The following is a 22,075-nucleotide window of genomic DNA, read 5'->3' as shown; positions in this document are numbered from 1 at the left end:
CCGGTGATCCAGTAATCCCCGTCGGCGTCGCGCTTGCAGCCGTCGCCCGAGAAGTAATAGCCCTTGTAGTCCGAGAAATAGGTCTTCTCGAACCGGTCGTGATCGCCCCAGACGGTGCGCATCTGCCCCGGCCAGCTGTCCTTGATCGCCAGCACCCCCTCGGTGGGGGAGCTGTGGATTTCCTCGCCCGATTGCGGATCGAGCACAACCGGCACCACGCCGAAGAACGGCTTCATCGCAGCCCCCGGCTTGGTCGCGTGCGCGCCGGGCAGCGGGGTCAGCAGGTGCCCGCCGGTTTCGGTCTGCCACCAGGTGTCGACGATCGGGCAGCGGCCACCGCCCACCACGTCATTGTACCAGGTCCACGCCTCGGGGTTGATCGGTTCGCCCACCGTGCCCAGAAGCTTGAGCGAGGATAGATCGCAATTCGTTACGAATTCGTCACCTTGCCCCATCAGCGCGCGAATGGCCGTCGGCGCCGTGTAGAACTGGTTGACGGAATGTTTCTCGCAGACCTGCCAGAAGCGCGACGCGTCCGGATAGGTCGGCACGCCCTCGAACATCAGCGTCGTCGCGCCGTTCGCCAAGGGCCCGTAAACAATATAGGAATGCCCGGTCACCCAGCCGACATCGGCGGTGCACCAGTAAACGTCGCCTTCATGATAATCGAAGGTAATTTCATGCGTCAGGGCGGCGTAAACCAAATATCCACCAGTTGAGTGCACAACCCCCTTGGGCTGCCCGGTCGAGCCCGATGTGTAGAGAATGAAAAGGGGGTCTTCGGCATTGATTTCAGCCGGGGCGGAATAGTCATCCGCCTCCAGCGCCATCTCGTTATAGTCAAAGTCGCGCCCGTCGATCCACGTGGTCTGCCCACCCGTGCGCTTGACGACAAGGCATTTGACACTGTCCTTGCAGTGCAGCAGCGCCGCATCGGTGTTGGATTTCAGCGCGGTCTTGCGGCCGCCGCGCGGGGCCTCGTCGGCGGTGATCACCACCTTGGCGTCCGACCCGTTGATGCGGGCCGACAGCGCGTCGGGCGAAAAGCCCGCAAAGACGATGGAATGGATCGCGCCGATGCGGGCGCAGGCCAGCATGGCATAGGCGGCTTCGGGGATCATCGGCAGGTAGATCACCACGCGGTCGCCCTTGCGCACGCCCATCGATTCCAGGATGTTGGCCATCCGGCAGACACTGCGATGCAGGTCGCGGTAGGTGATGTGCTTGGCCGGTTCATTGGGATCGTCCGGCTCGAAGATGATCGCGGTCTGATCGCCGCGCGTCGCCAGATGCCGGTCGACACAGTTCGCCGCCACGTTCAGCGTGCCATCGGCGAACCAGTTGATCTTGACCTGGCCCAGGGTGAAATCGACATCCTTGATCTGCGTCGGTGCCTTCATCCAGTCCAGCCGCTGCGCCGCTTCGGCCCAGAACCCCTCGGGATCGGACACCGACCGCGCATACATCTCCTCATACCGCGCCAAATCAACATGGGCTGTCTTCACCTGGTCTTCCGATGGGGGAAAGGTCGTATCGGTCATGATGTGTCCTCCTCTTTCCTGAAAAGAAAAACCGCCCCGCCGGGAAATGGCAAGGGCGGCTTGGGTCGCAAGGCTCAAAAATGTGGGTCAGATCGCGAGATATTCCGACCGCAGGGACTCGTTTTCGAGAACCTCCTCTGCGGTACCATCGAACACGATCGAACCCGTATCGAGGATGATCGCGCGATCCGCCAGTTGCAAAGCCCGCACCGCGTTCTGTTCCACGAGGATTGTCGTCATCCCCTGTTCCTTGATGACGCGCAGGGTTTTCTCGATCTCGTCCACGATCACCGGCGCCAGACCTTCATAGGGTTCATCCAACAGAAGCACCTTGATGTCGCGGGCCAATGCGCGGGCGATGGACAGCATCTGCTGTTCGCCGCCGGACAGGGTCACGCCCTCCTGCTTGCGGCGTTCACCGAGACGGGGAAACAGGTCGTAAATGCGTTCGATCGACCAGCCGACAGGCGGTGCGATCTGGGCCAGTTGCAGGTTTTCCTCGACCGTGAGGCCGGGAATGATGCTGCGGTCCTCGGGCACAAGCCCAAGCCCGACGCCCGCGGCCTCGTAGGATTTCATCTTGTGCAGCGGCTGATGGTCGAGCCAGATCTCGCCATGGTTGACCTGCGGGCTGTCCATGCGGGCGATGGAGCGCAGCGTCGTGGTCTTGCCGGCCCCGTTTCGGCCCAGAAGGGCAAGGATCTCGCCCTCGTGGACGTTAAACGAAATGCCCTGCACGATATAGCTTTCGCCATAATAGCTGTGCATGTCCCAGACAGAGAGAAAGGCCGGGGCGGTCTGGGCCGCGTTGGCGTTTTTCGAAAAATCGGGTCTGACGTTCATTGTCTTGTCCTTTCGACCACGCGGGCGTTATGCCGCTTCGCCAAGATAGGCTTCCTTGACCTTGGGGTGGCCCTTGATGTTCTCGGGCGTGTCCTCGACCAGCGGGGTTCCCTGCGCCAGAACGGTGATCCGTTCGGCCAGGGAAAACACCACATGCATGTCATGCTCGATGATCGCGATGGTGATGTTGCGCTTTTCCTTGATTTCCTTGAGGAGGTCGATCGTGTTGTTGGTATCGGCCCGCGCCATGCCCGCTGTCGGTTCATCCAGCAGCAGAAGCTTGGGGTTCTGCACGAGGCACATCGCCATTTCCAGACGCCGCTTGTCGCCACGCGACATGGAGGCGGAATGCATGTTCCGCTTGTCCAGCATGTTGACCTCTTCCAGCATCTGTTCGGCCTGATCGCGAAGTCCGGATTCGCTGAAGACCGATCGGATGCCGTGCAGGGCGAACGATCCGTCCCGCTTGGCAAAGCAGGGGATCAGCATGTTTTCCATGACCGTCAGATCGCCGAAGATCTCTGGCGTCTGGAACACGCGGGAAATGCCCATCTGGTTGATTTCGAACGGGGTGCGGCCCAGCACGCTTTGTCCGTCGAACATCACCGACCCGGTGTCCGGGATCAGCTTGCCCACCAGGCAGTTGAGCAGCGTGGATTTGCCGGCCCCGTTTGGGCCGATGATCGCGTGGCAGGTATTTTCCGCCACGCTGAGGTTCACATTGCCGAGCGCTTGCAGGCCACCGAACCGTTTGTTGACGTCCTTGACTTCGAGAATGCCCATCTGTCCGTCTCCTTATTCCGCGGGTTCGGTGGTTGCGTTCTTGGGTTCTTGCGCCTTCTTGCGGCCAAAGAGCCCGGCGAGTTTCTGACCGCCTTGCACAAGGCCGCCGGGCAGGAAGATCACGACCAGCATGAACACGATGCCAAGCGTCAGGTGCCAGCCCTTGCCGATGAACGGGTAGATCAGGGTCACGACCAGGTCCTCGAGCCCGTCGGGCAGGAAGGCGAACCAGCTGTGCAGGATGTCCGAGTTGATCTTGGAAATGATGTTTTCCATGTACTTGATCATCCCGGCACCCAGAACCGGCCCGATCAGCGTGCCGACACCGCCGAGAATGGTCATCAGCACCACCTCGCCCGAGGCGGTCCAGAACATCCGTTCGGCGCCGGCCAGAGGGTCCATCGAGGCCATCAGGCCACCGGCCAGACCGGCATACATGCCCGAGATCACGAAGGCCGCCAAGGTGTAGGGGCGCGGGTTCAGACCGGTGTAGTTCAGGCGCTGCTGGTTCGATTTGACCGCCCGCAGCATCATGCCGAAGGGCGACCGGAAGATGCGGATCGACAGGTAGAACGACAGCAACATGATGATCGCCGCGAAATAATACCCGACGTTGAAGGTGAAGACCCAGTTGCCCAGCACGAGTTGGGCGCTGTCGCGCATTTCCAGGCCGAAGAAGCCCGGTACGGGAATGTTTCCTTCGGTCGCCGCACCGCCGAAGATGCGCGGGTCGTCCAGCGCCAGTTGCAGACCTGTTTCACCGCCGGTGATCGGGGTCAGGACCGAATAGGCCAGCGCAAAGGACATCTGCGCGAAGGCCAGCGTCAGGATCGAAAAGTAGATGCCCGACCGTCGCAGGCTGACATAGCCGATGATCAGGGCAAAGGCGCCGGCGGTGATGACCGCAAGGGCGATCGCCGGGATCACGTTCATGCTGAGCAGCTTGAACATCCACACCGCGGCGTAGGACCCCACCCCGAGGAAGGCGGCGTGACCGAAGCTGAGATAGCCGGTCAGGCCGAAGAGGATGTTGAACCCGATTGCGAAGATGCCGAAGATCACGAAGCGCTGCATCAGGTCGGGATACCCCGCGTTGAACTGCGCCCAGCCCGACCCTTCCGGGAAGGGGTTCAGAAAGAAGGGCGCGAAAGCCACCAGCACTGCGACGATCAGCAGGAGGGATGCGTCTTTTTTGTCCAGTCCGAACATGGATCAGTCCTCCATCACGCCCTTGCGACCCATCAGGCCGCGCGGACGTGTCAACAGAATAATGATGGCAACAAGGTAGATGATGACCTGGTTGATGCCGGGAATGATGGCGATGACCTCGCGCATGGAGGCAAAGCTTTCGAGGATGCCCAGCAGGAACCCTGCCAGCACCGCACCGGGCAGAGACCCCATGCCGCCGACAACCACCACCACGAAGCTCAGGACCAGAAAGTCCATGCCCATGTGGTAGTTCGGCGAGTTGATCGGGGTGTACATCACGCCGGCCAGTCCCGCGACCGCTGCGGCCAGCCCGAACATGATGGTGAACCGCTTGTCGATGTTGATGCCCAGAAGCCCCACGGTCTCGCGGTCGGCCATGCCGGCCCGCACCACCATGCCGAAGGTGGTGAATTGCAGGAAGGCAAACACCGCACCGATGATGAGCGCCGCAAAGGCAAAGTAGACCAGTCGCCAGTAGGGATAGATGATCTGTCCGGCCTCAAACCCGATCAGCGCGCCGAAATCGAACGACCCGACAAAGGCCGCCGGGGCCGGGGTCGGGATCGGGTTGGCACCGTAGTAATACTTGATGATTTCCTGCAACACGATGGCCAGGCCGAATGTCACGAGGATCTGGTCCGCATGGGGGCGCTTGTAGAAGTGCTTGATCAGCCCGCGTTCCATGATCACGCCGATCAGGATCATCACCGGGATGGCAAAGAGGATCGACAGGGGCACGGCCCAGTCGATGATGCTGGCCCCCAGTGATTCACCGAAGATGTCATATATATAGGGCACGTCCCGCATTTGCGGGTTGCCGAGAAAGTCGGTCGCTCCGGGAACTTCGACCTTGTGGCTGAGGCTCAGCAGGCGTGACAGGGTCACGGCGCAGAAAGCCCCGATCATGAACAGCGCGCCATGCGCGAAGTTCACCACGCCCAGCGTGCCGAAGATCAGTGTCAGGCCCAACGCGATCAGCGCATAGGCAGAGCCCTTGTCGAGCCCGTTGAGAATTTGCAGAATTATGGCGTCCATTGCCCCACCCTTTGCGGTCAGAAGTGTGGAAGTGCAGACAGCCCGCAACAGCAACGGGCTGGAGAAGAGGCGAGGTGGGCCGCGCGGCCCACCTCGGGAAACAGCGGCTTATGCGCCGTTGTTGCACGAACCCAGCGCGCCACCGGCGAACTGCGGGTGATCGGGCGCATAGGTGACCTGATCGACCGGAGTGACTTCGACGATCTCGAGGAGGTCGAATTCCGATGTCGGGTTTTCCTTGCCCTTCACGACCAGCACGTCCTTGAAGCACTGGTGGTCTTCTGCACGATACAGGGTCGGGCCGTTGCCCATGCCGTCGAACTCGAACCCTTCGAGCGCCTCGACAACCGCGCAGGGCTGGAAGGACCCGGCGCGTTCCACGGCATCCGCGTAAAGCAGGGCCTGGACATAGCAGGTGTGCGCGGCCTGGCTCGGCGGGAAGCCGTACTTGGTGCCGAAGGACTGGACGAACTGCTTGGAGCCTTCGTCCTGCAGCGACCAGTGCCAGTTGGTGGAGCCGAAGATGCCCTTCACGTTGGCACCGGCACCCTTCGCCATCAGGCGCGAGTAGAGCGGAACGACGATCTCGAAGTTCTTGCCGTTGACGACACGATCCCGCAGGCCGAACTGCACCGCGTTGGTCAGCGAGTTCACCATGTTTCCGCCGTAGTGGTTCAGAACCAGAACGTCGGCGTCGGATTGCAGGACCGGCGTGATGTAGGACGAGAAGTCGGTCTGCGTCAGCGGCGTCAGAACCGTGCCGACGGTTTCCCAGCCCATCGCTTCGGTCGACGACTTCACCGCTTCTTCCGTGGTGTAGCCCCAGTTGTAGTCGGCCGTCAGGTGATAGGCCTTGCGGTCGGTGCCGTAGTTGGCCGCCAGAACCGGCGCCAGTGCCGCACCGGACATGTACGAGTTGAAGAAGTGGCGGAAGCCGTTGGCCCGCTTGTCCTTGCCCGTCGTGTCGTTGGAGTGCGTGAGGCCCGCCATGAAGATGACGCCCGCTTCCTGGCAGAGCGCCTGCACGGCCACGGCCACACCCGAGGACGACCCGCCGGTGATCATCACCGCGCCGTCCTTTTCGATCATCGACTTCGCCGATGCGCGCGCCGCGTCCGATTTGGTCTGCGTGTCGCCGGTGACGTACTCGACCTTCTTGCCGAGGATGCCGCTGCCCTGAAGCGCCTTCGACGAGAAGGTGTTCAGCATGCCGCCGTCGCCTTCGCCGTTCAGGTGTTCAACGGCCAGTTCATAGGCGCGCAGTTCGTCCGCACCCTCGTCCGCGTAGGGACCGGACTGGGGTACGTTGAAACCCAGCGTGACGGTCGAACCCGTCGGGGCGTTGGTAAATCCGCTTTCCTGTGCCGAGAGATACGTGGGGAGCGCGAGACCCGCGCCCGCGACCGCACCTGTCTTGAGCACGCCGCGACGTGTCAGGTTGCCTTTGGACATATAATCCTCCCAAATGTCTTTAAGGGTCTGGCGGCGTTCCTCCGTCCGCCAACACCGCACTTATGTGCAAGGTGATTATCGGCCATGCACGGAAAACATAGCAATAAGCGCTTTGCTCTGAACGATTTTTCTGTCAAAAAATGAACAATGCGTTGCAGAATTTTGTAAATTTGTTTTTTCTGCAGCGCAGAAGCGTGTTGATTCACCACAGGATTTTTCGATGCCCCGCGACACTCTGACAGGCAGCCGAATTCGCGAACGTCGGGTGATGAGCGGACTCAAGCAGTCCGAACTGGCCAAGCGCGCCGAGATCTCGCCGTCCTACCTGAATCTCATCGAGCACAACCGTCGCAGAATCGGCGGGAAACTGCTTGTCGATATCGCCAATGCGCTCGGGGTCGAACCCACCTCGCTGACAGAAGGCGCCGAGACCACGCTTCTGGCAACCCTGCGCGAAGCGGCAAGTGACAGCGGAATGCCCGAAGCCGAATTCGCACGGGTCGAGGAATTCGCCGGCCGGTTCCCCGGCTGGGCCGAGCTTCTGGCCAACAGTCAGCGCCGGATCGAGACGCTGCAACAAAGCGTCGAGGCCCTGACCGACCGTCTGACACATGATCCGCATCTTGCCGCCTCGCTGCACGAGATGCTGTCGACGGTGACGGCGATCCGGTCGGCCGCGTCGATTCTTGCCGAACCGGGCGACATCGAGCCGGAATGGCAGCGCCGCTTCAACCGCAACATCTACGAAGACAGCGCCAGGCTTGCCGATACCAGCCGCAATCTCGCGCAATACCTGGAAAAGGCCGACACGGATGCGTCCGAAACCAACGCCCCGCAAGACGAGGTGGATGCGGTGTTCCAGAAGGTCGGGTTTCACTTTCCGGCGCTCGAGACCCGGACCGCCGATGTCGACGCGGCTCTCGATGAGGTGGGCGAGGGGCTGTCGCACGCCGCGCGGTGGCTCCTGTCGCGCATGCTGACACGGTACAGGGACGACGCGGCGAAGATGCCGCTTGCGGCCTGTGCAGATGTTGTCGCCGCCATCGGAAGCGATCCCATGAAGTTCGCCGACAGGTTCGGTTGCGACGTCGCCTCTGCCATGCGGCGCCTCGCGCATCTGCCCGACGACGTCCTGCCGAACCCTGTCGGACTGGCCATCTGCGACGGGTCGGGCGTGACCACGTTTCGCAAGCCGCTGCCGGAATTTCCCTTGCCGCGTCTGGGTGCGGGCTGTGCGCTCTGGCCGCTTTATCGCGTGTTGGCGCGCCCGATGATGGTGCATTCCGAGCTGATGCAGCAATCCACGCGGACGGCCGCGCGGTTTCGGGCCTACGGCATCTCGCAGCCCGTCGGCCCGACGCGCCTGGCGCAGGACGTGCTGTTCGAAAGCCACATGCTGATCGTGCCCGAGCCGATGCGCGACACGCATGAGCCGATCCGCGAGGTCGGTTTGACCTGCCGGATCTGTCCACAGCCGGACTGCGACGCCCGCCGCGAGCCCTCCATCATGACCATCCCCGGACGCACGAAGCTTTGACAGATTGCGCCGCCTTCGTAATAGTTTGCACAGAGCGGTCGAAAAAGGGCAAAAAGCCCAGCGGCTTGCGGCATCGGGGGGAGTGCATGTCAAGACAGGTTTTGCTCATCGAGGATGAGCCCAATATCATCGAGGCGATCAGTTTCATCCTGTCCCGGGACGGATGGTCGGTGAAGACTCATTCCAACGGGGCGGATGCGGTGGACATCATACGGGAACGGCAGCCTGACATCGTCATCCTTGATGTGATGTTGCCGGGAAAGAGCGGCTATGACATCCTGCGGGAACTGCGCGACGACCCCGATCATGCGTCGATGCCGGTGCTGATGCTGACCGCGCGGGGCCAGACCAAGGACCGGGAAATCGCGGAACAGGCGGGATGTGATGCCTTCATGACCAAACCGTTCTCGAATGCTGACGTTCTGGAAACGGTGAGGGCACTGGTCGACAAATGACGGAGAGGAAGACCAGGGCAGGTTCGCAAGCGGTCTTTCACGAAAAGCGCACCTATCGCCGCCGCCGCGTGATGGATGCCGCCCGCCTTGCGCCGGTTCTTGCCCTGATCCTCTGGAGCGTGCCGCTGATCTGGCCGCAGAGCGGTGACGGCACGGTCAGCAGCGCGACCGCCCTGATCTATATCTTCGCGGTCTGGGCGGGGATCATCGTCCTGACCTGGGGCCTGTCGCAGGTGCTGTCGGACCGCGCGCAGCGGCACACGGGCTCCGAGACCGGGACAGACACATGAGTACGCTCAACATTCTGATCGCGGTCTGCGCGGCCTATGTGTGCTTTCTGTTTCTCGTGGCGTTCGTCGCGGACCGCCTGGCCCTGCAGGGCAAGAAGGCCTGGCTGCGGTCGCCGCTGATCTACACGCTGTCGCTGTCGATCTATTGCACGGCCTGGACGTTCTACGGCGCCGTCGGGTCCGCCGCGCGCAACGGGTTCGAATACCTGACGATCTATCTTGGCCCCACATTGGTCATGGTCAGCTGGTGGTGGCTTCTGCGCAAGCTCATCCGCATCGGGCGCACGCAGAAGATCACCTCGATCGCCGACCTGATCTCGTCGCGCTACGGCAAGTCCAGCCTGCTGGCGGCCGGCGTGACGATCCTCGCGGTGATCGGAACCACGCCCTATATCGCGTTGCAACTGCAGTCGGTCACCTTGTCCTTCTCGGTCTTCGCGGCGCAGGAAAACGGCGCCATGCCGCGCAGCCAGGCCGATCTCGCGCTGTGGCTGTCGCTGGGGCTGGCGCTGTTTACCGTGCTCTTCGGCACCCGGAACCTTGATGCCAAGGAACGGCACGATGGCGTCGTGATGGCGATTGCGGTCGAGGCGGTGGTCAAGCTGGTGGCGCTGCTGTCGGTCGGGATTTTCGTCGTCTGGGGTGTGTCCGGGGGGATTGGCAACGCGCTGTCGGAAATCGACGCCTCGGATTTCGGCCATTGGCATGCGGATCGCAGCCGCTGGGCCGGGCTCATCTTCCTGTCCGCCGCGGCGTTTCTGTGCCTGCCGCGCACGTTCCAGGTTCTCGTGGTCGAGAACGATGACGAAAACCACCTGCGCACCGCCAGTTGGGCCTTTCCCCTGTACCTGTGCCTGATCAGCCTGTTCGTCGTGCCCATCGCCGTTGTCGGCATGAACGTGATGCCCGACGGATCGAACCCCGACCTCTACGTGTTGACCGTGCCGCTGGCGCTTGGCGAGAACGGGCTGGCGATGTTGTCCTTCCTCGGCGGGTTCAGCTCTGCCACCTCCATGGTGATCGTGGCCGCGATCGCGCTGTCGACGATGGTGTCGAACCACATCGTCATGCCGATCTGGCTGCGGCTGCGGCCAAGCGGGGCCAGCGTGTCGGGCGACGTGCGCGCGGCGGTGCTGATGGCGCGGCGCATCTCGATCGTCGGCGTGGTGATGCTGGGCTACCTCTATTTCCGGCTTTCGAGCGGCGGCGAGGCCCTGGCGTCCATCGGTCTGGTGGCGTTCTGCGGGCTGGCCCAGGTCCTGCCCGCGATGCTGGGCGGCATGTTCTGGCGCGGGGCCACGCGTCTCGGGGCCTTTGCCGGTCTGACCATCGGCTTCGTGACCTGGCTTTACACGCTGTACCTGCCCAGCTTCGGCGTGGGCACGATCCTGCCCGCATCGGTGATCGAGACCGGGCTGTTCGGCCTGACATGGCTGCGCCCCGACGCCCTGTTCGGGATCACCGGCATGGACCAGCTGATGCATGCCCTGCTCTGGAGCATGCTGTTCAACACGTCGGCCTTCCTGTTCGTGTCTCTGGTGACCTTCCCGTCGCCGCTGGAACGGCTTCAGGCGGCGCAGTTCGTGAACATCTTCGACCATTCGGCCAGCGCCAGAAGCTGGTCAGGCGGCGGTGCCCAGGCCGAGGACCTGATGGTCATGGCGCAGCGCATCCTGGGGGCCCGCGAGGCGCAGGCTTTGTTCGCCAGTCACGCGCGCAAGCAGGGCGTGGGTGGAGACCTGCCCGATCCTACGCCGAATTTCCTCGAGGTGCTGGAGCGCGAACTGGGCAGCTCCGTCGGCGCGGCGACGGCCCATGCGATGGTCGGGCAGATCACCGGCGGCATGGCCGTGTCGGTCGAGGACCTGATGGCGGTGGCCGACGAGACCGCGCAGATGCTCGAATACTCGGCGCGGCTCAAGGAGCAGTCCGAGGAGCTCAGCCGCACCGCGCTGGAACTGCGCAACGCGAACCAGAAGCTGACCCGCCTGTCGATCCAGAAAGACGCCTTTCTCAGCCAGATCAGCCACGAATTGCGCACGCCCATGACCTCCATTCGGGCGTTCTCGGAGATCCTGCGCGACACCGACGAGATGGAGCCGAAGGACCAGTCGCGTTATGCGTCGATCATTCACGACGAGGCGCAGCGTCTGACGCGTCTGCTGGACGATCTGCTGGATCTGAGCGTCGTGGAGAACGGGCAGGTCAACCTCAACCTGCGCGACGGCACCTTGCGCGATGCGCTGGATCGGGCGGTGGCCTCTGCCGGGATCGGCGAGGATGGTACCAAGTTCGAGATCTCGCGGGACCTCGAGAAGGAAAACATCGTCCTGCACACGGATTTGGATCGGCTTAGCCAAGTTTTCATCAATCTGATCGCGAACGCGCGGAAATACTGCGACGCCAAGGCGCCGCGGCTGGCGATCCGCGTCATGCAGGAGGCCGACCGCGTGGTCATCGACTTTCAGGACAACGGCACCGGCATCGCCCCCGAGGCGGTGGACATGATCTTCGAGAAATTCGCCCGCGTCAGCGATCAGAAGGCGGGCGGCGCGGGGCTTGGCCTCGCCATCTGCCGGCAGGTCATGACGCGTCTGGGCGGGTCGGTCGATTACGTTCCGGCCCTGCGCGGCGCCAATTTCCGGGTCGTGCTGCCCTATCGCACGGCGTTGGCCGCGCAATAGCCGCCTCGGATCGCGTCCTGCTAAACCCTTGGTAACCAATTCCCGCCATAACCGGGGCCATGACCGGGACTGTGCGGCAGAGGGACAGCAGCGAAACCATGACCGAAGATGCGGCCGAAACGGTTCTTGAACGCAAAGCCATCGCGCAGCGCAGGGCGCTGGGTGTCGGCACCGTGTCCTTGCCGCGTGCGTTGGGGCGCGGGCTGTCCATCGCGGCGGATGCGCTCTGGGGGCTGGGTTTGGCGGTGGAGGCGTCCGACGACCTTTCTCTGCGTGCCGAACGCCTGATGGACCGGATGGAAGACGACGCGCTGCTGATCCTGCTCGAGAACGATGCGGGGCCGTGCGGTCTGGCCGCCTTCGACCGCGCCCTCGTCACCGGTCTGATCGAGGTGCAGACCCTGGGCAAGGTCACGCGGCTTCCCACGGACACGCGTCGCTATACCCCCACCGATGCCGCTATGATGGCGCCGCTGCTCGATGCGGCCTTGCCGCGTTTCGCGTCGATGCTGGCCGGTCAGCCCGAGATGGCGCATCTGCAGGGGTATCGCTTCGGAGCCTTGGTAGAGGATGCCCAGACAGCCGGGCTGGCGCTTGACGCGGCGCGGTATCATCTCACGGAATTCGACGTCAGCCTGGCACAGGACACTCGGCGCGGCCGGGCGCATTTCCTGTTCCCGGAACCGCCCGAACCGGCAGAGGACGCATCCCCGCCTGCGGCCGGCAAACACCAGGCCGTGCTCAGGCTGGTTCCGGCCCGCATGCAGGCGGTTCTCACGCGCGTGCATCTGCCGTTGCACAAGGCGCAGGCGCTGAAGGCCGGAGATGTCCTGCCGATTTCGTCGCAGGCGGTGACCTCTGCCACGCTTGTCGTGCAGGGTGGCCATATCGCGGCGCGCGGCAAGCTGGGTCAGATCAACGGATTCCGTGCCGTGCGGATCGGATGGGACGGATCGCCCTTTCATCAGGCCAGCACAGCAAAACCCGCAGCCGACCCCGGTCCGGTTGACGCCGATCCGCATAGGGTGCCGCTGGCGACATCGCTTCCGGTCCCCGCCGCGGACCTTGCCCTCGACGGCCAACTCGAAAAGGCGCTGGAGGATCTGACGCCAGACCTGCCCGAACCGCTTGGAACGGGCGAACCCTAACCCTTGGCGGCGGCTGCAGCCTCGAGGGTGGGGCGCAACGCGGTCAGATCATAGCCCGCGCGCCCCGCCGCCGCGAGGATCTCGTCCGCGCTCTGCTGTCCGGCTTGCCCCAGCGCCCAGACGATCGAGCAACGGGTGCCCGATGCGCAATAGGCCAGAACCGGTCCGTCGGACGCCTCCACGATGGCGGTCTGCTGGGCGATGCGATCCGGTGTCATCGTCTGATGCGTGATCGGCAGGACTTCAAAGCGCATGCCCTCGGCCTCGATGGCCGCACGCACCGCGTCGGATTGATGCGACGGCGGCACTTCGGCATCCGGTCGGTTGCAGATCACCGTGGTGATGCCGGACTCCTTGATGGCGGCGGCATCTTCCGGGTCGATCTGCGGCGAAACGCTGTAGCGGTCGGTGATGGGGCGTATATCCATAGCAAACTCCTACTGCGCTGTCGCGGGCCTGTCCAGCCATGCCCGCAGGCTTGGCATGGCGCTCATCCCGGCGAGCATGGCTCCGAGAAACACCAGGCCTTCGACGCCGCCATAGCTGAGCGACGCGATCGCCGGGCCGGGGCAGAGGCCAACAAGCCCCCAGCCCATGCCGAACAGCACCGACCCGACGACAAGGTTGCGCCCGAGCCTGGGTTCCGGCGGCGGCGGCATGGCATTGCCCGTCAGCGCGAAGCGGCGTTTTTCGGCCACGCGCCAGGCAATCGCCATCGGGAGGATCGCGCCACCCATCACGAAGGCCAGCGTCGGATCCCACTCGCCGAAGATATCCAGCCAGCCCTGCACCTTGCGGGTGTCGGTCATGCCCGAGATGAACAGCCCGGCGCCGAAGAGGCCACCGGCGACAAGAGCGAAGAGATTGCGCATCAGATGATCCCCAGCAGGTGACGGAACAAAACGACGGTCAGACCACCGGCGAGGATGTAGAACACGGTCGCGACCATGCCGCGCAGCGACAGGCGCGAAATCCCGCAGACGCCGTGTCCCGAGGTGCAGCCATTGGCCAGACGCGTGCCGATCCCCACCAGCAGGCCCGCGGCGATGAGCAGGGCAAAGTTGCCCGTCGCATGGGTGTCCTTCGGACCTAGAAAGAAAAGCATCGCCACCGGGACGAGGGCAAGTCCGGCCAGAAAGCTCAGGCGTTCCGACATCGTGCTGCGTCCGCTGCCATCGACAAGCCCGCCGATGATGCCGCTCGCGCCCATGATGCGCCCGTTTGCCAGCAGGTAAACCGCGCCGCCCGTGCCGATCAGCGCACCGCCGACCAGTCCGTAAATCCAATCAGGGTTCATGTTCTTACAATCCGTTCACTGGGACCTTGAGGAAGACTTTGCCCTCCTCGTCGGCGGGCGGCATCTGCCCGGCGCGCATGTTCACCTGCAACGACGGGATGATGAGTTTCGGCATCGCCAGCGTCGCATCACGGGCGTCGCGCATTTCGACAAAGCTGTCCTTGGTGGCGTCGCCGCCGACATGTACGTTCCCGGCCTTTTGGTCGCCCACCGTGGTTTCCCACGCATAGTCGTCGCGGCCCGGCGCCTTGTAATCATGACCGACAAAAATGCGGGTCTGGTCGGGCAGGGAGAGGATTTTCTGGACCGAGTCGTACAGCACCTCCGACGATCCGCCGGGGAAGTCACAGCGTGCGGTGCCGAAATCGGGCATGAAGAGCGTGTCGCCCACGAAAGCCGCGTCACCGATCACGTAGGTCAGACAGGCCGGCGTGTGGCCCGGCGTATGCAGCACATCCGCGCGCATCTGGCCGATATGGAAACTGTCGCCCTCGACAAACAGCTTGTCGAACTGGCTGCCATCACGCTGGAATTCGGTGCCTTCGTTGAACACCTTGCCGAACGTGTCCTGCACCACCTGAATCCGGTCGCCGATCCCGACCTTGCCGCCAAGCGCCTCTTGCAGATAGGGGGCCGCACTCAGGTGGTCGGCATGGACATGGGTTTCCAGCAGCCATTGCACGTCCAGGCCGTTTTCCCGGACAAAGGCGATGATCGCGTCGGCGGACTTGGTGTCGGTGCGGCCGGACGCGTAATCGAAATCCAGCACGGAATCGACAATCGCGCAGGCGCTGCCTTCGGGGTCTTGCACCACATACGAGATCGTATTCGTGGCATCGTCGAAAAATCCGGTGACTTTGGGTGTCATCTTTCAACTCTCCTTGGTCTGGACAGACATATAGCAAAAATGGAATACGTAACAAGGGGCCGTGTGGAAAAATGTACGCCGCGCGCAACTTTTCCGGCAAGCCCCCTCCTAGACCTGCGGTGGCGTTGCCGACCCGGTCGGATCCGACAGGTAGGCCAGCACATCGTTCTTGCCGATCACCCCGACGGGTGTGCCGCCGTCGACCACCGCAAGGTCGATATCGCTGCTCACGAGGGTGGTCATCACCTCCTGCACCCGCGCATCGGCATCGACGGTCATCGCTCCTGCGGCGGGTGATCCCGCGCGCATCACGTCCCGGGCGCGCAGAACGCCCAGCGGGTTCATATGCTGCACGAAATCGGCCACGTAATCGTTGGAGGGGTTGCGGAAAATCTCTTGCGGGGTGCCGCATTGCACGATCCGCCCGCCTTCCATGATGGCGATGCGGTTGCCGATCTTGAACGCCTCGTCGAGATCGTGGCTCACAAAGATGATCGTGCGTTTCAGGCGCTGTTGCAGTTCCAGCAACTCGTCCTGCAACTTGGTCCGGATCAGCGGATCAAGCGCCGAGAACGGTTCGTCCATCAGCAGGATCGGCGCATCCGTGGCAAAGGCGCGGGCCAGCCCGACGCGCTGCTGCATCCCGCCCGACAGTTCGGCCACCTTGCGATCGGCCCAATCGGTCAACCCGACAAGGGCCAGCTGTTTCTCGACCTGCGCATTTCGGTCCGCCTTGGACTGGCCCCCCAACTCAAGGCCCAGCCCGACGTTTTCGCGCACGGACCGCCACGGCAAAAGGCCGAACTGCTGAAAAACCATCGCCACATGGCGCAACCGCATGTCGCGCAAGACTTCGGCGCTGGCATGGGTCACGTCGACGAGACCCGTCCCGTCATGCACCCGCACACAGCCCCGGGCCACCGGGTTGAGCCCGTTCACCGCCCGCAAGAGCGTGGACTTGCCCGACCCCGAAAGCCCCATCAGGACAAGGATCTCGCCTTTCGCCACGGTCAGCGAACAATCATGCACACCCAGCACCTGTCCGGTGTCGCGCTGGATCTGCCCCCGGTCCTGTCCGGCATCCATCAAGGGCAGCGCGGCCTGGGGCCTGTCGCCAAAGACGATGGAAACATTGTCGAATTCGACACGGGTATCGCTCATTTTCGGCGCTCCATCCGCAGCATGCGGTCAAGGATGATCGCCACCACGACGATCACGAACCCGCTCTCGAAACCCCGCGCGGTGTTCACCTGATTGAGTGCCCGGACGACCGGCACACCCAGCCCGTCGGCGCCCACAAGCGCCGCGATCACCACCATCGACAGCGACAGCATGATCGTCTGATTCAACCCGGTCATGATCTGCGGCAGCGCCGAGGGCAGTTCGACCTTCCACAGCAATTGCGACTTGGTGGCCCCGAACGCCTCTGCCGCCTCGATCAGCGGGGTGGGGGTGGAACTGACCCCGAGATGGGTCAGGCGGATCGGCGCGGGCAACACGAAGATCACCGTGGCGATCAGGCCCGGCACCATGCCGATGCCGAAGAACACGATCGCCGGAATAAGATAGACGAAGGTCGGCAAGGTCTGCATCAGGTCCAGAACCGGCCGCATCCACGCATAGAGCTTGGGCCGGTGCGCCACCGCGATGCCGATGGGCACGCCGACGCCCATGCAGACGACACAGGCCGACAGCACCAGTGTGAGGCTTTCGGTCGTTTCCTCCCAATAGCCCTGATTGATGATGAACAGGAACCCGAGCGCCACGAACAGCGCGACTTTCCAACTGCGTTGCAGATAGTATGTCAGCGCCACGAACAGCCCGACGATCACCAGCGGGTGGGGCGTTTGCAGCAGCCACAGGAAACCGTCGATCATGCCTTCCAGAGCATCCGACAGAGCGTCGAAAAAGAACGACCCGTTGCTCTCGAGCCAGTCAAAGGCATTCCCGGCGATTTCCCCGACCGGGATCTTGTTCTCTGTCAGCCAGTCCATCCGCTGTCCCCAAGACGCCTAAGGAAAGGGCGGCCCGAAGCCGCCCCGTTCCGGTTACTGAAGCGCGGCTTCCACCGCCGCGACGGCATCGCCGCCATCCTTCGTGGTCACGCCGTCGAGCCAGTTCTGCCAGGCGTCCGGGTTCTCTTGCAGCCAGGCTTCGGCCGCGTCGCGCGCCTCTTCCCCGTCATTCAGGATCGCGCCCATGATCTGGTTTTCCATGGCGAGCGAGAACTCGAGGTTGTTGAGAAACGTGCCGACATTGGGGCATTCCTCGACGAATCCGGCGGTGGTGTTGGTGTAGACGGTCGCGCCGCCGAGGTTCGGCCCGAACCAGTCATCGCCGCCGGTCAGGTAGGTCATGTCGAAATTCGCGTTCATCGGGTGCGGCTCCCAGCCAAGGAAGACCACCGGCTCGCCGCGGTCATCGGCGCGTGCGACCTGCGCCAGCATCCCCTGTTCCGAGCTTTCGACCACGTCGAAGCCCTCAAGCCCGAAGGCGTCCGCGTCGATCATGTCCATGATCAGGCGGTTGCCGTCATTGCCCGGCTCGATGCCGTAGATCTCTGCGTCCAGCGCGTCTCGCTGCTCGGCGATGGCGTCAAAGCTGGTGATGCCCAGATCGGCCCCGGCCTTGTTGGTGGCCAGCGTGTATTTCGCGCCTTCGAGGTTCGCGCGCACGGTATCGACGGTTCCGGCCTCGCGGTAGGGCGCGATGTCGGCTTCCATCGTCGGCATCCAGTTGCCCAGGAACACGTCCACATCGCCCTCGGCAAGCGCGGTATAGGTCACCGGCACGGACAGCACCTTGATGTCGGTCTCATAGCCAAGCGCGTCGAGCACGGTCGTGGTGGCAGCGGTCGTTGCGGTGATGTCGGTCCAACCCACGTCGGAGAAGACGATCGTGTCGCAATCAGCCGCAGCGGCACCGGCGGCACAGATCGCCAGGATGGAAAGTGAGGATTTCATCATTGGTTTGGTCTCCCTGAAAGAGGTCGTTTTTTCATTGCGGACAAGACGAGAACTCCTGACCCGGCTTCCGGCCCGTATCTTCCGACCGGTATCTTTTGGCAGGCCGAAAGACGTCGAGCCGAAGCTCGAGCAAAGCCTATACGCCGTTGCGCTGGGGTGAAAGCGCGAATGACGCTGCGTTTCGGCTTGCCTGTTGTGCGGTCATGCGAGGGTTTCATGCCGGGCCTGTGACCGGTTCGTCCGGCAATCGGCTGTTCCCTGCGCCAAGGATCAAGTATCACCCCGGAATGACCGACTCGCTGTCAGACATGATCGCCTGCCCGAAATGCGACGTCCTTCATCGCGTGCCCGATCTGGCAACCGGTGCCCAGGCAAGATGCGTGCGCTGTGGCACTGTCCTGATGGCCCCCCGCCGGCAGGCGATGACGCGGATCGTGATGCTGTCGGTCACGGCGCTGATCCTGATGGTGGCGGCCGTGTTCTTTCCCTTCCTCGAACTGAGCGTTCAGGGCTTGGGGCGCAAGAGCTCGGTCTTCGATGCGATCCTCGCCTTTTCCGAAGGGTTGATGCTTCCCTTGTCCTTTGCGGTCGCGGCGCTGATCGTGGTGCTGCCGGTCACGCGTTTCCTGGCGCTGATCTACGTGTTCGCACCCATGGCGCTGGGCTGGGAACCGGCGCGGCGGGCGAAAGTGGCCTTCAGGCTGGCCGAGGCGATCCGCCCCTGGGCGATGGCCGAGATATTCATCATCGGGGTGGCGGTTGCGCTGGTCAAGGTGGCCGGATTGGCCCAGGTGACGCTGGGGCCGGCGTTCTGGGCCTTCGTCGGGCTCGTGATCATCACGGCCCTCAAGGACAATTTCATGTGTCGGGTGACGGTATGGCAAACGCTGAACGCGCGCAGCCCGTCCTGACCGCGCGCGCGGCCGGGCTGGTGGGATGTGCCGAATGCGGGCATGTCCATCCGCGCGACAAGACAACCTGCGATGTCTGCGGTTCGGCCTTGGTCAGCCGGGACACGGCCAGCCTGCAACGGGTCTGGGCGTGGCTCTTTGCGGGCATCGTCGTCTATATCCCGGCAAACGTGTATCCGATGCTGCGCACTTCGACCCTCGGACGCACCCAGGAAAGCACAATTGTCGGCGGTGTGTTCGACCTGATCGACCACGGCTCCTTCGTGGTCGCGCTCATCGTGTTCGTGGCCTCGGTCATCATCCCGGTGAGCAAGTTCATCGCGATCGCCTACCTGGCCTTGCGGGTCCAGAGTGGAAAACCCGGAACATCGAGCCATTTCCACCTGTATGAATTTGTCGAGTTTATCGGGCGTTGGTCTATGATCGACGTGTTTGTGGTGGCCATCCTGTCGGCGCTCGTGCAGCTGAACTTCGTGGCAACGATCAATCCTGGCATCGCGGCCATCAGCTTTGCGCTTTCGGTTGCATTCACCATGATTTCCGCCAATAGCTTCGACCCCAGGCTGATCTGGGATGCCCCGAGCGAAGGAAAACCGGTTTGAGTACTCCCGAACCTGCCGACATGAACGTGACCGAGCCGCGCAAGTCGCGCTTCAGGAACCTGTCCCTGGTCTGGCTGGTGCCCTTCCTGGCGCTGGTCATCTCGCTGGGCATCGCGTGGCAGAGCTTTGCCGACCGCGGCGAACTGATCCAGATCTCGTTCAGCAATGCGTCCGGCGTCGTCGCGGGCGAAACGACGATCCGCTACAAGGAAGTGGTCGTCGGGACAGTCGAAGAGGTCAATTTCACCGAAGATCTCGGGCGCGTTCTGGTCAGTGCACGGATCGACAACGATGTGGCGCCCTATATCGACGATGAGGCCGCGTTCTGGGTCGTGCGTCCCGAAGTGTCGGCGCGCGGGATCAGCGGGCTGTCCACCGTTCTGTCCGGTGTCTACATCGAAGGCGCCTGGGACAACGTGCCGGGCGCCGCCGAGAGCACATTCGAAGGCACCGAAACGCCACCCGTGAACCAGCCCGGACGTCCGGGGCGGCGCATCACCTTGGCGACGGACGATGGCACGACGATCTCCTACGGCTCGCCGGTCCTGTTCCGCGGGGTCGAGGTCGGTCGGCTCGAGACGCCGCGCCTGTCTGCCGATGGCAGGACGGTTCTGGTCGATGCGTTCATCGACGCGCCGCACGATGCCCGGCTCAATCAGGCGACACGGTTCTGGGACACGTCCGGCTTCGAGCTTTCGTTCGGCGCGTCTGGGTTCTCGGTGGATTTCGACAGCCTTGCATCGCTTGTCACCGGCGGGGTCGAATTCGACAATGTCTACGAGAACGGCGAACCGCTGACACCGGGCTATGTCTTCTCGCTTTATCCCGACGAGGACGAGGCGAGACGCAATCGGCTGGTGCGCGGCACCGCGCGGGGTGTGCCCTTCACGGTCGTGTTCGACGAATCCGTCGCCGGGCTCGAGCCGGGGGATGACGTGACCTATCAGGGTCTGGATGTCGGTGTGGTCACCGGCTTGCGCTCGCGCGTGCAGGAGGCTGATTTTGGCCCGGCGCTGTCCCTGATCGCGGATGTGTCGATCGATCCGCAGCGCATGGGGCTGCCTGCCGACGCGGACACAGACGAGACTGTGGAGTTCTTCCGCTTCGCCGTTCAGACCGGCATGCGCGCGCGCCTGGCGACCCAAAGCCTGCTGAGCAGCGATCTGCGGATCGAACTCGTGGTGCTCGATGACGTGCCCAGCCAGACGCTTGAAGAGGTCGAGGGCGAAGCGCCGCGCCTGCCCAGCGTCGAGTCGAACCTGTCGGATTTCACCGCCACTGCCGAAGGCGTTCTCGAGCGGATCAATGCCCTGCCGATCGAGGAAGTCATGCAGCAGGCGATCGACCTGATGGAATCCTTCGAGCGGCTGGCCCGCAACGAGGACCTTCAGCGCGTACCGGGATCGGCTGTGGCGCTGTTGGATGACACCCGCGCGCTTGTTGGCAGCGAGGCGATCCAGTCCATTCCGGCGCAGATCGAAGCGGCGGTAAATGACCTGACCGCTTTGGTGGCCGAGGTGCGCGAAGGCGGTGCGGTCGAGTCTCTGAACAGTGCGCTGGCCCGTCTTGACGAGGCGATGGTCGGGATCAACGAGGCGTCGAAATCGGCGCCTGCGCTGACGCAGAACCTGACCAGGCTGACCGACGAAGACATCCCGGCGGTGTTGGCCGAATTGCAGGGCGTGGCGCAGACCGCGCAGGACCTGCAGCTAGAGGAGTTGGTGACAAGCGCGACGCAGACGTTGAACACCATCGACGCGCTGATTGCGCAAGAGGCCGTGCAGGGCATTCCCGAAGCGGTGACAGCGGCGATTGCCGATGTGCGCCAGGTGGTGGCGGATGTGCAGGCCGAAGGCGCGGTGCAGGCGCTGGGATCGTCGCTGCGCAATCTCGACAGGGCGATGGCGGATGTCACGGTGGCGGCACAGGATGCACCCGCGCTCACCGCGAACCTGCGCCAGATCACCGAGACCGACATCCCCGGGCTTCTGGCCGAGCTCGAGGCCGTGGCGGCGACCGCCAACCAGCTGGAGTTGCAGGCACTGGTCGATAGCGCGACCGGCACGTTGAATCGGGTGGATGCGCTGGTCGGCAGCGAAGACACGCTGGAATTGCCCGGCACCCTCAATGATGCGCTGACCGAGATGCGGCTGGCCTTGACCGAACTGCGCGAGGGCGGCGTGGTCGAAAATCTGAATGCCACGCTGCAATCCGCGTCGGACGCCGCCGGCTCGGTCGCGGACTCGGTGGAAGACCTGCCGCAATTGACCGCGCGGCTTGAACGTCTGGTGGCCGAGACCGAAACCGTCGTGCAATCTTACGGCGAGCGGTCCGATTTCAACACGCAGACATTGTCGGCGCTGCGCGAGGTGCAGAACGCGGCGAGGGCGATCTCCGAGCTTGCCCGCGAAATCGAACGCAGCCCGAATTCCCTGATTTTCGGACGCTGAGGAA

21 protein-coding genes are annotated in these 22,075 nt (G+C 63.4%); 8 read left to right on the top strand and 13 right to left on the bottom strand.

Annotation, left to right across the window (positions count from 1 at the left end; genetic code table 11):
* The 6 genes from acs to LCF60_RS15275 form a co-directional block, all read right to left on the bottom strand.
* Positions 1–1,541, bottom strand: a 1,541-nt coding sequence (gene acs / locus LCF60_RS15300) for an acetate--CoA ligase (protein WP_292292927.1), incomplete at its 3' end; no start/stop codon positions are given.
* 87 nt (positions 1,542–1,628) lie between these two features.
* Positions 1,629–2,384, bottom strand: coding sequence for an ABC transporter ATP-binding protein (locus LCF60_RS15295; RefSeq protein WP_292292926.1), 756 nt, complete (start codon positions 2,382–2,384; stop codon positions 1,629–1,631).
* A 27-nt stretch (positions 2,385–2,411) separates the two neighbouring features.
* Complete coding sequence (locus tag LCF60_RS15290; RefSeq protein ID WP_292292925.1) at positions 2,412–3,167, bottom strand: ABC transporter ATP-binding protein; 756 nt, start codon at positions 3,165–3,167, stop codon at positions 2,412–2,414.
* A gap of 12 nt (positions 3,168–3,179) precedes the next feature.
* Entirely contained in the window at positions 3,180–4,376 is a 1,197-nt protein-coding gene (locus LCF60_RS15285) for a branched-chain amino acid ABC transporter permease (protein WP_292292924.1), read from the bottom strand.
* A gap of 3 nt (positions 4,377–4,379) precedes the next feature.
* Positions 4,380–5,411: a branched-chain amino acid ABC transporter permease gene (locus LCF60_RS15280; RefSeq protein ID WP_292292923.1), complete on the bottom strand. Its 1,032-nt coding sequence runs from the start codon at positions 5,409–5,411 to the stop codon at positions 4,380–4,382.
* Between the two features lie 108 nt (positions 5,412–5,519).
* The gene (locus LCF60_RS15275; RefSeq protein WP_292292922.1) at positions 5,520–6,863 is read right to left on the bottom strand and encodes a substrate-binding protein; all 1,344 of its coding nucleotides are present in this window, start codon (positions 6,861–6,863) and stop codon (positions 5,520–5,522) included.
* A 220-nt stretch (positions 6,864–7,083) separates the two neighbouring features.
* On the opposite strand from LCF60_RS15275, the gene LCF60_RS15270 reads away from it, so the two are divergent.
* From LCF60_RS15270 to LCF60_RS15250, 5 genes are all read left to right on the top strand, one after another.
* A complete protein-coding gene (locus tag LCF60_RS15270) occupies positions 7,084–8,400 on the top strand; it encodes a helix-turn-helix domain-containing protein (protein ID WP_292292920.1) in 1,317 nt (438 codons plus the stop codon).
* Between the two features lie 86 nt (positions 8,401–8,486).
* Positions 8,487–8,855, top strand: coding sequence for a response regulator (locus LCF60_RS15265; RefSeq protein ID WP_292292919.1), 369 nt, complete (start codon positions 8,487–8,489; stop codon positions 8,853–8,855).
* Positions 8,852–9,145, top strand: coding sequence for a hypothetical protein (locus LCF60_RS15260; RefSeq protein ID WP_292292918.1), 294 nt, complete (start codon positions 8,852–8,854; stop codon positions 9,143–9,145). The genes LCF60_RS15265 and LCF60_RS15260 overlap by 4 nt, the downstream gene beginning before the upstream one ends.
* On the top strand, positions 9,142–11,829 hold the full coding sequence (locus LCF60_RS15255; RefSeq protein ID WP_292292916.1) for an ATP-binding protein: 2,688 nt from the start codon (positions 9,142–9,144) through the stop codon (positions 11,827–11,829). The genes LCF60_RS15260 and LCF60_RS15255 overlap by 4 nt, the downstream gene beginning before the upstream one ends.
* Positions 11,830–11,888: 59 nt before the next feature.
* Complete coding sequence (locus LCF60_RS15250; RefSeq protein WP_292292914.1) at positions 11,889–12,977, top strand: FliM/FliN family flagellar motor C-terminal domain-containing protein; 1,089 nt, start codon at positions 11,889–11,891, stop codon at positions 12,975–12,977.
* On the opposite strand, the gene LCF60_RS15245 is transcribed toward LCF60_RS15250, so the two are convergent.
* The 7 genes from LCF60_RS15245 to choX all read right to left on the bottom strand — a co-directional run bounded on the left by LCF60_RS15245 (position 12,974) and on the right by choX (position 18,105).
* The gene (locus LCF60_RS15245; RefSeq protein WP_292292912.1) at positions 12,974–13,405 is read right to left on the bottom strand and encodes a TIGR01244 family sulfur transferase; all 432 of its coding nucleotides are present in this window, start codon (positions 13,403–13,405) and stop codon (positions 12,974–12,976) included. The two genes, LCF60_RS15250 and LCF60_RS15245, sit on opposite strands and share 4 nt — an antisense overlap.
* Positions 13,406–13,414: 9 nt before the next feature.
* Positions 13,415–13,849 (bottom strand): DUF6691 family protein, encoded by a 435-nt coding sequence (locus LCF60_RS15240; protein WP_292292910.1) that lies wholly within the window; start codon positions 13,847–13,849, stop codon positions 13,415–13,417.
* Positions 13,849–14,274: a YeeE/YedE thiosulfate transporter family protein gene (locus LCF60_RS15235; protein ID WP_292292909.1), complete on the bottom strand. Its 426-nt coding sequence runs from the start codon at positions 14,272–14,274 to the stop codon at positions 13,849–13,851. Before LCF60_RS15235 ends, LCF60_RS15240 begins: the two co-directional genes overlap by 1 nt.
* Before the next feature lie 4 nt (positions 14,275–14,278).
* On the bottom strand, positions 14,279–15,142 hold the full coding sequence (locus tag LCF60_RS15230) for an MBL fold metallo-hydrolase (protein WP_292292908.1): 864 nt from the start codon (positions 15,140–15,142) through the stop codon (positions 14,279–14,281).
* 108 nt (positions 15,143–15,250) lie between these two features.
* Entirely contained in the window at positions 15,251–16,303 is a 1,053-nt protein-coding gene (gene choV, locus LCF60_RS15225; RefSeq protein ID WP_292292906.1) for a choline ABC transporter ATP-binding protein, read from the bottom strand.
* Positions 16,300–17,136: a choline ABC transporter permease subunit gene (gene choW, locus LCF60_RS15220; RefSeq protein WP_292292904.1), complete on the bottom strand. Its 837-nt coding sequence runs from the start codon at positions 17,134–17,136 to the stop codon at positions 16,300–16,302. The genes choV and choW overlap by 4 nt, the downstream gene beginning before the upstream one ends.
* Positions 17,137–17,190: 54 nt before the next feature.
* The gene (choX, locus tag LCF60_RS15215) at positions 17,191–18,105 is read right to left on the bottom strand and encodes a choline ABC transporter substrate-binding protein (protein WP_292292929.1); all 915 of its coding nucleotides are present in this window, start codon (positions 18,103–18,105) and stop codon (positions 17,191–17,193) included.
* Positions 18,106–18,395: 290 nt separating this feature from the next.
* On the opposite strand from choX, the gene LCF60_RS15210 reads away from it, so the two are divergent.
* From LCF60_RS15210 to LCF60_RS15200, 3 genes are read left to right on the top strand one after another with little or no spacing between them, the layout of a single operon-like run.
* Complete coding sequence (locus tag LCF60_RS15210) at positions 18,396–19,019, top strand: paraquat-inducible protein A (protein WP_292292903.1); 624 nt, start codon at positions 18,396–18,398, stop codon at positions 19,017–19,019.
* Positions 18,986–19,621: a paraquat-inducible protein A gene (locus LCF60_RS15205; RefSeq protein WP_292292902.1), complete on the top strand. Its 636-nt coding sequence runs from the start codon at positions 18,986–18,988 to the stop codon at positions 19,619–19,621. Before LCF60_RS15210 ends, LCF60_RS15205 begins: the two co-directional genes overlap by 34 nt.
* Positions 19,618–22,071, top strand: coding sequence for an MlaD family protein (locus LCF60_RS15200; RefSeq protein WP_292292901.1), 2,454 nt, complete (start codon positions 19,618–19,620; stop codon positions 22,069–22,071). Before LCF60_RS15205 ends, LCF60_RS15200 begins: the two co-directional genes overlap by 4 nt.
* Positions 22,072–22,075: the final 4 nt, after the last annotated feature.

This window comes from Marivita sp., assembly GCF_020055635.1.
GTDB lineage: Bacteria > Pseudomonadota > Alphaproteobacteria > Rhodobacterales > Rhodobacteraceae > Marivita.
Note: the sequence above shows the minus strand (reverse complement) of the source record. Positions and strands in the feature narration are given on the sequence as shown.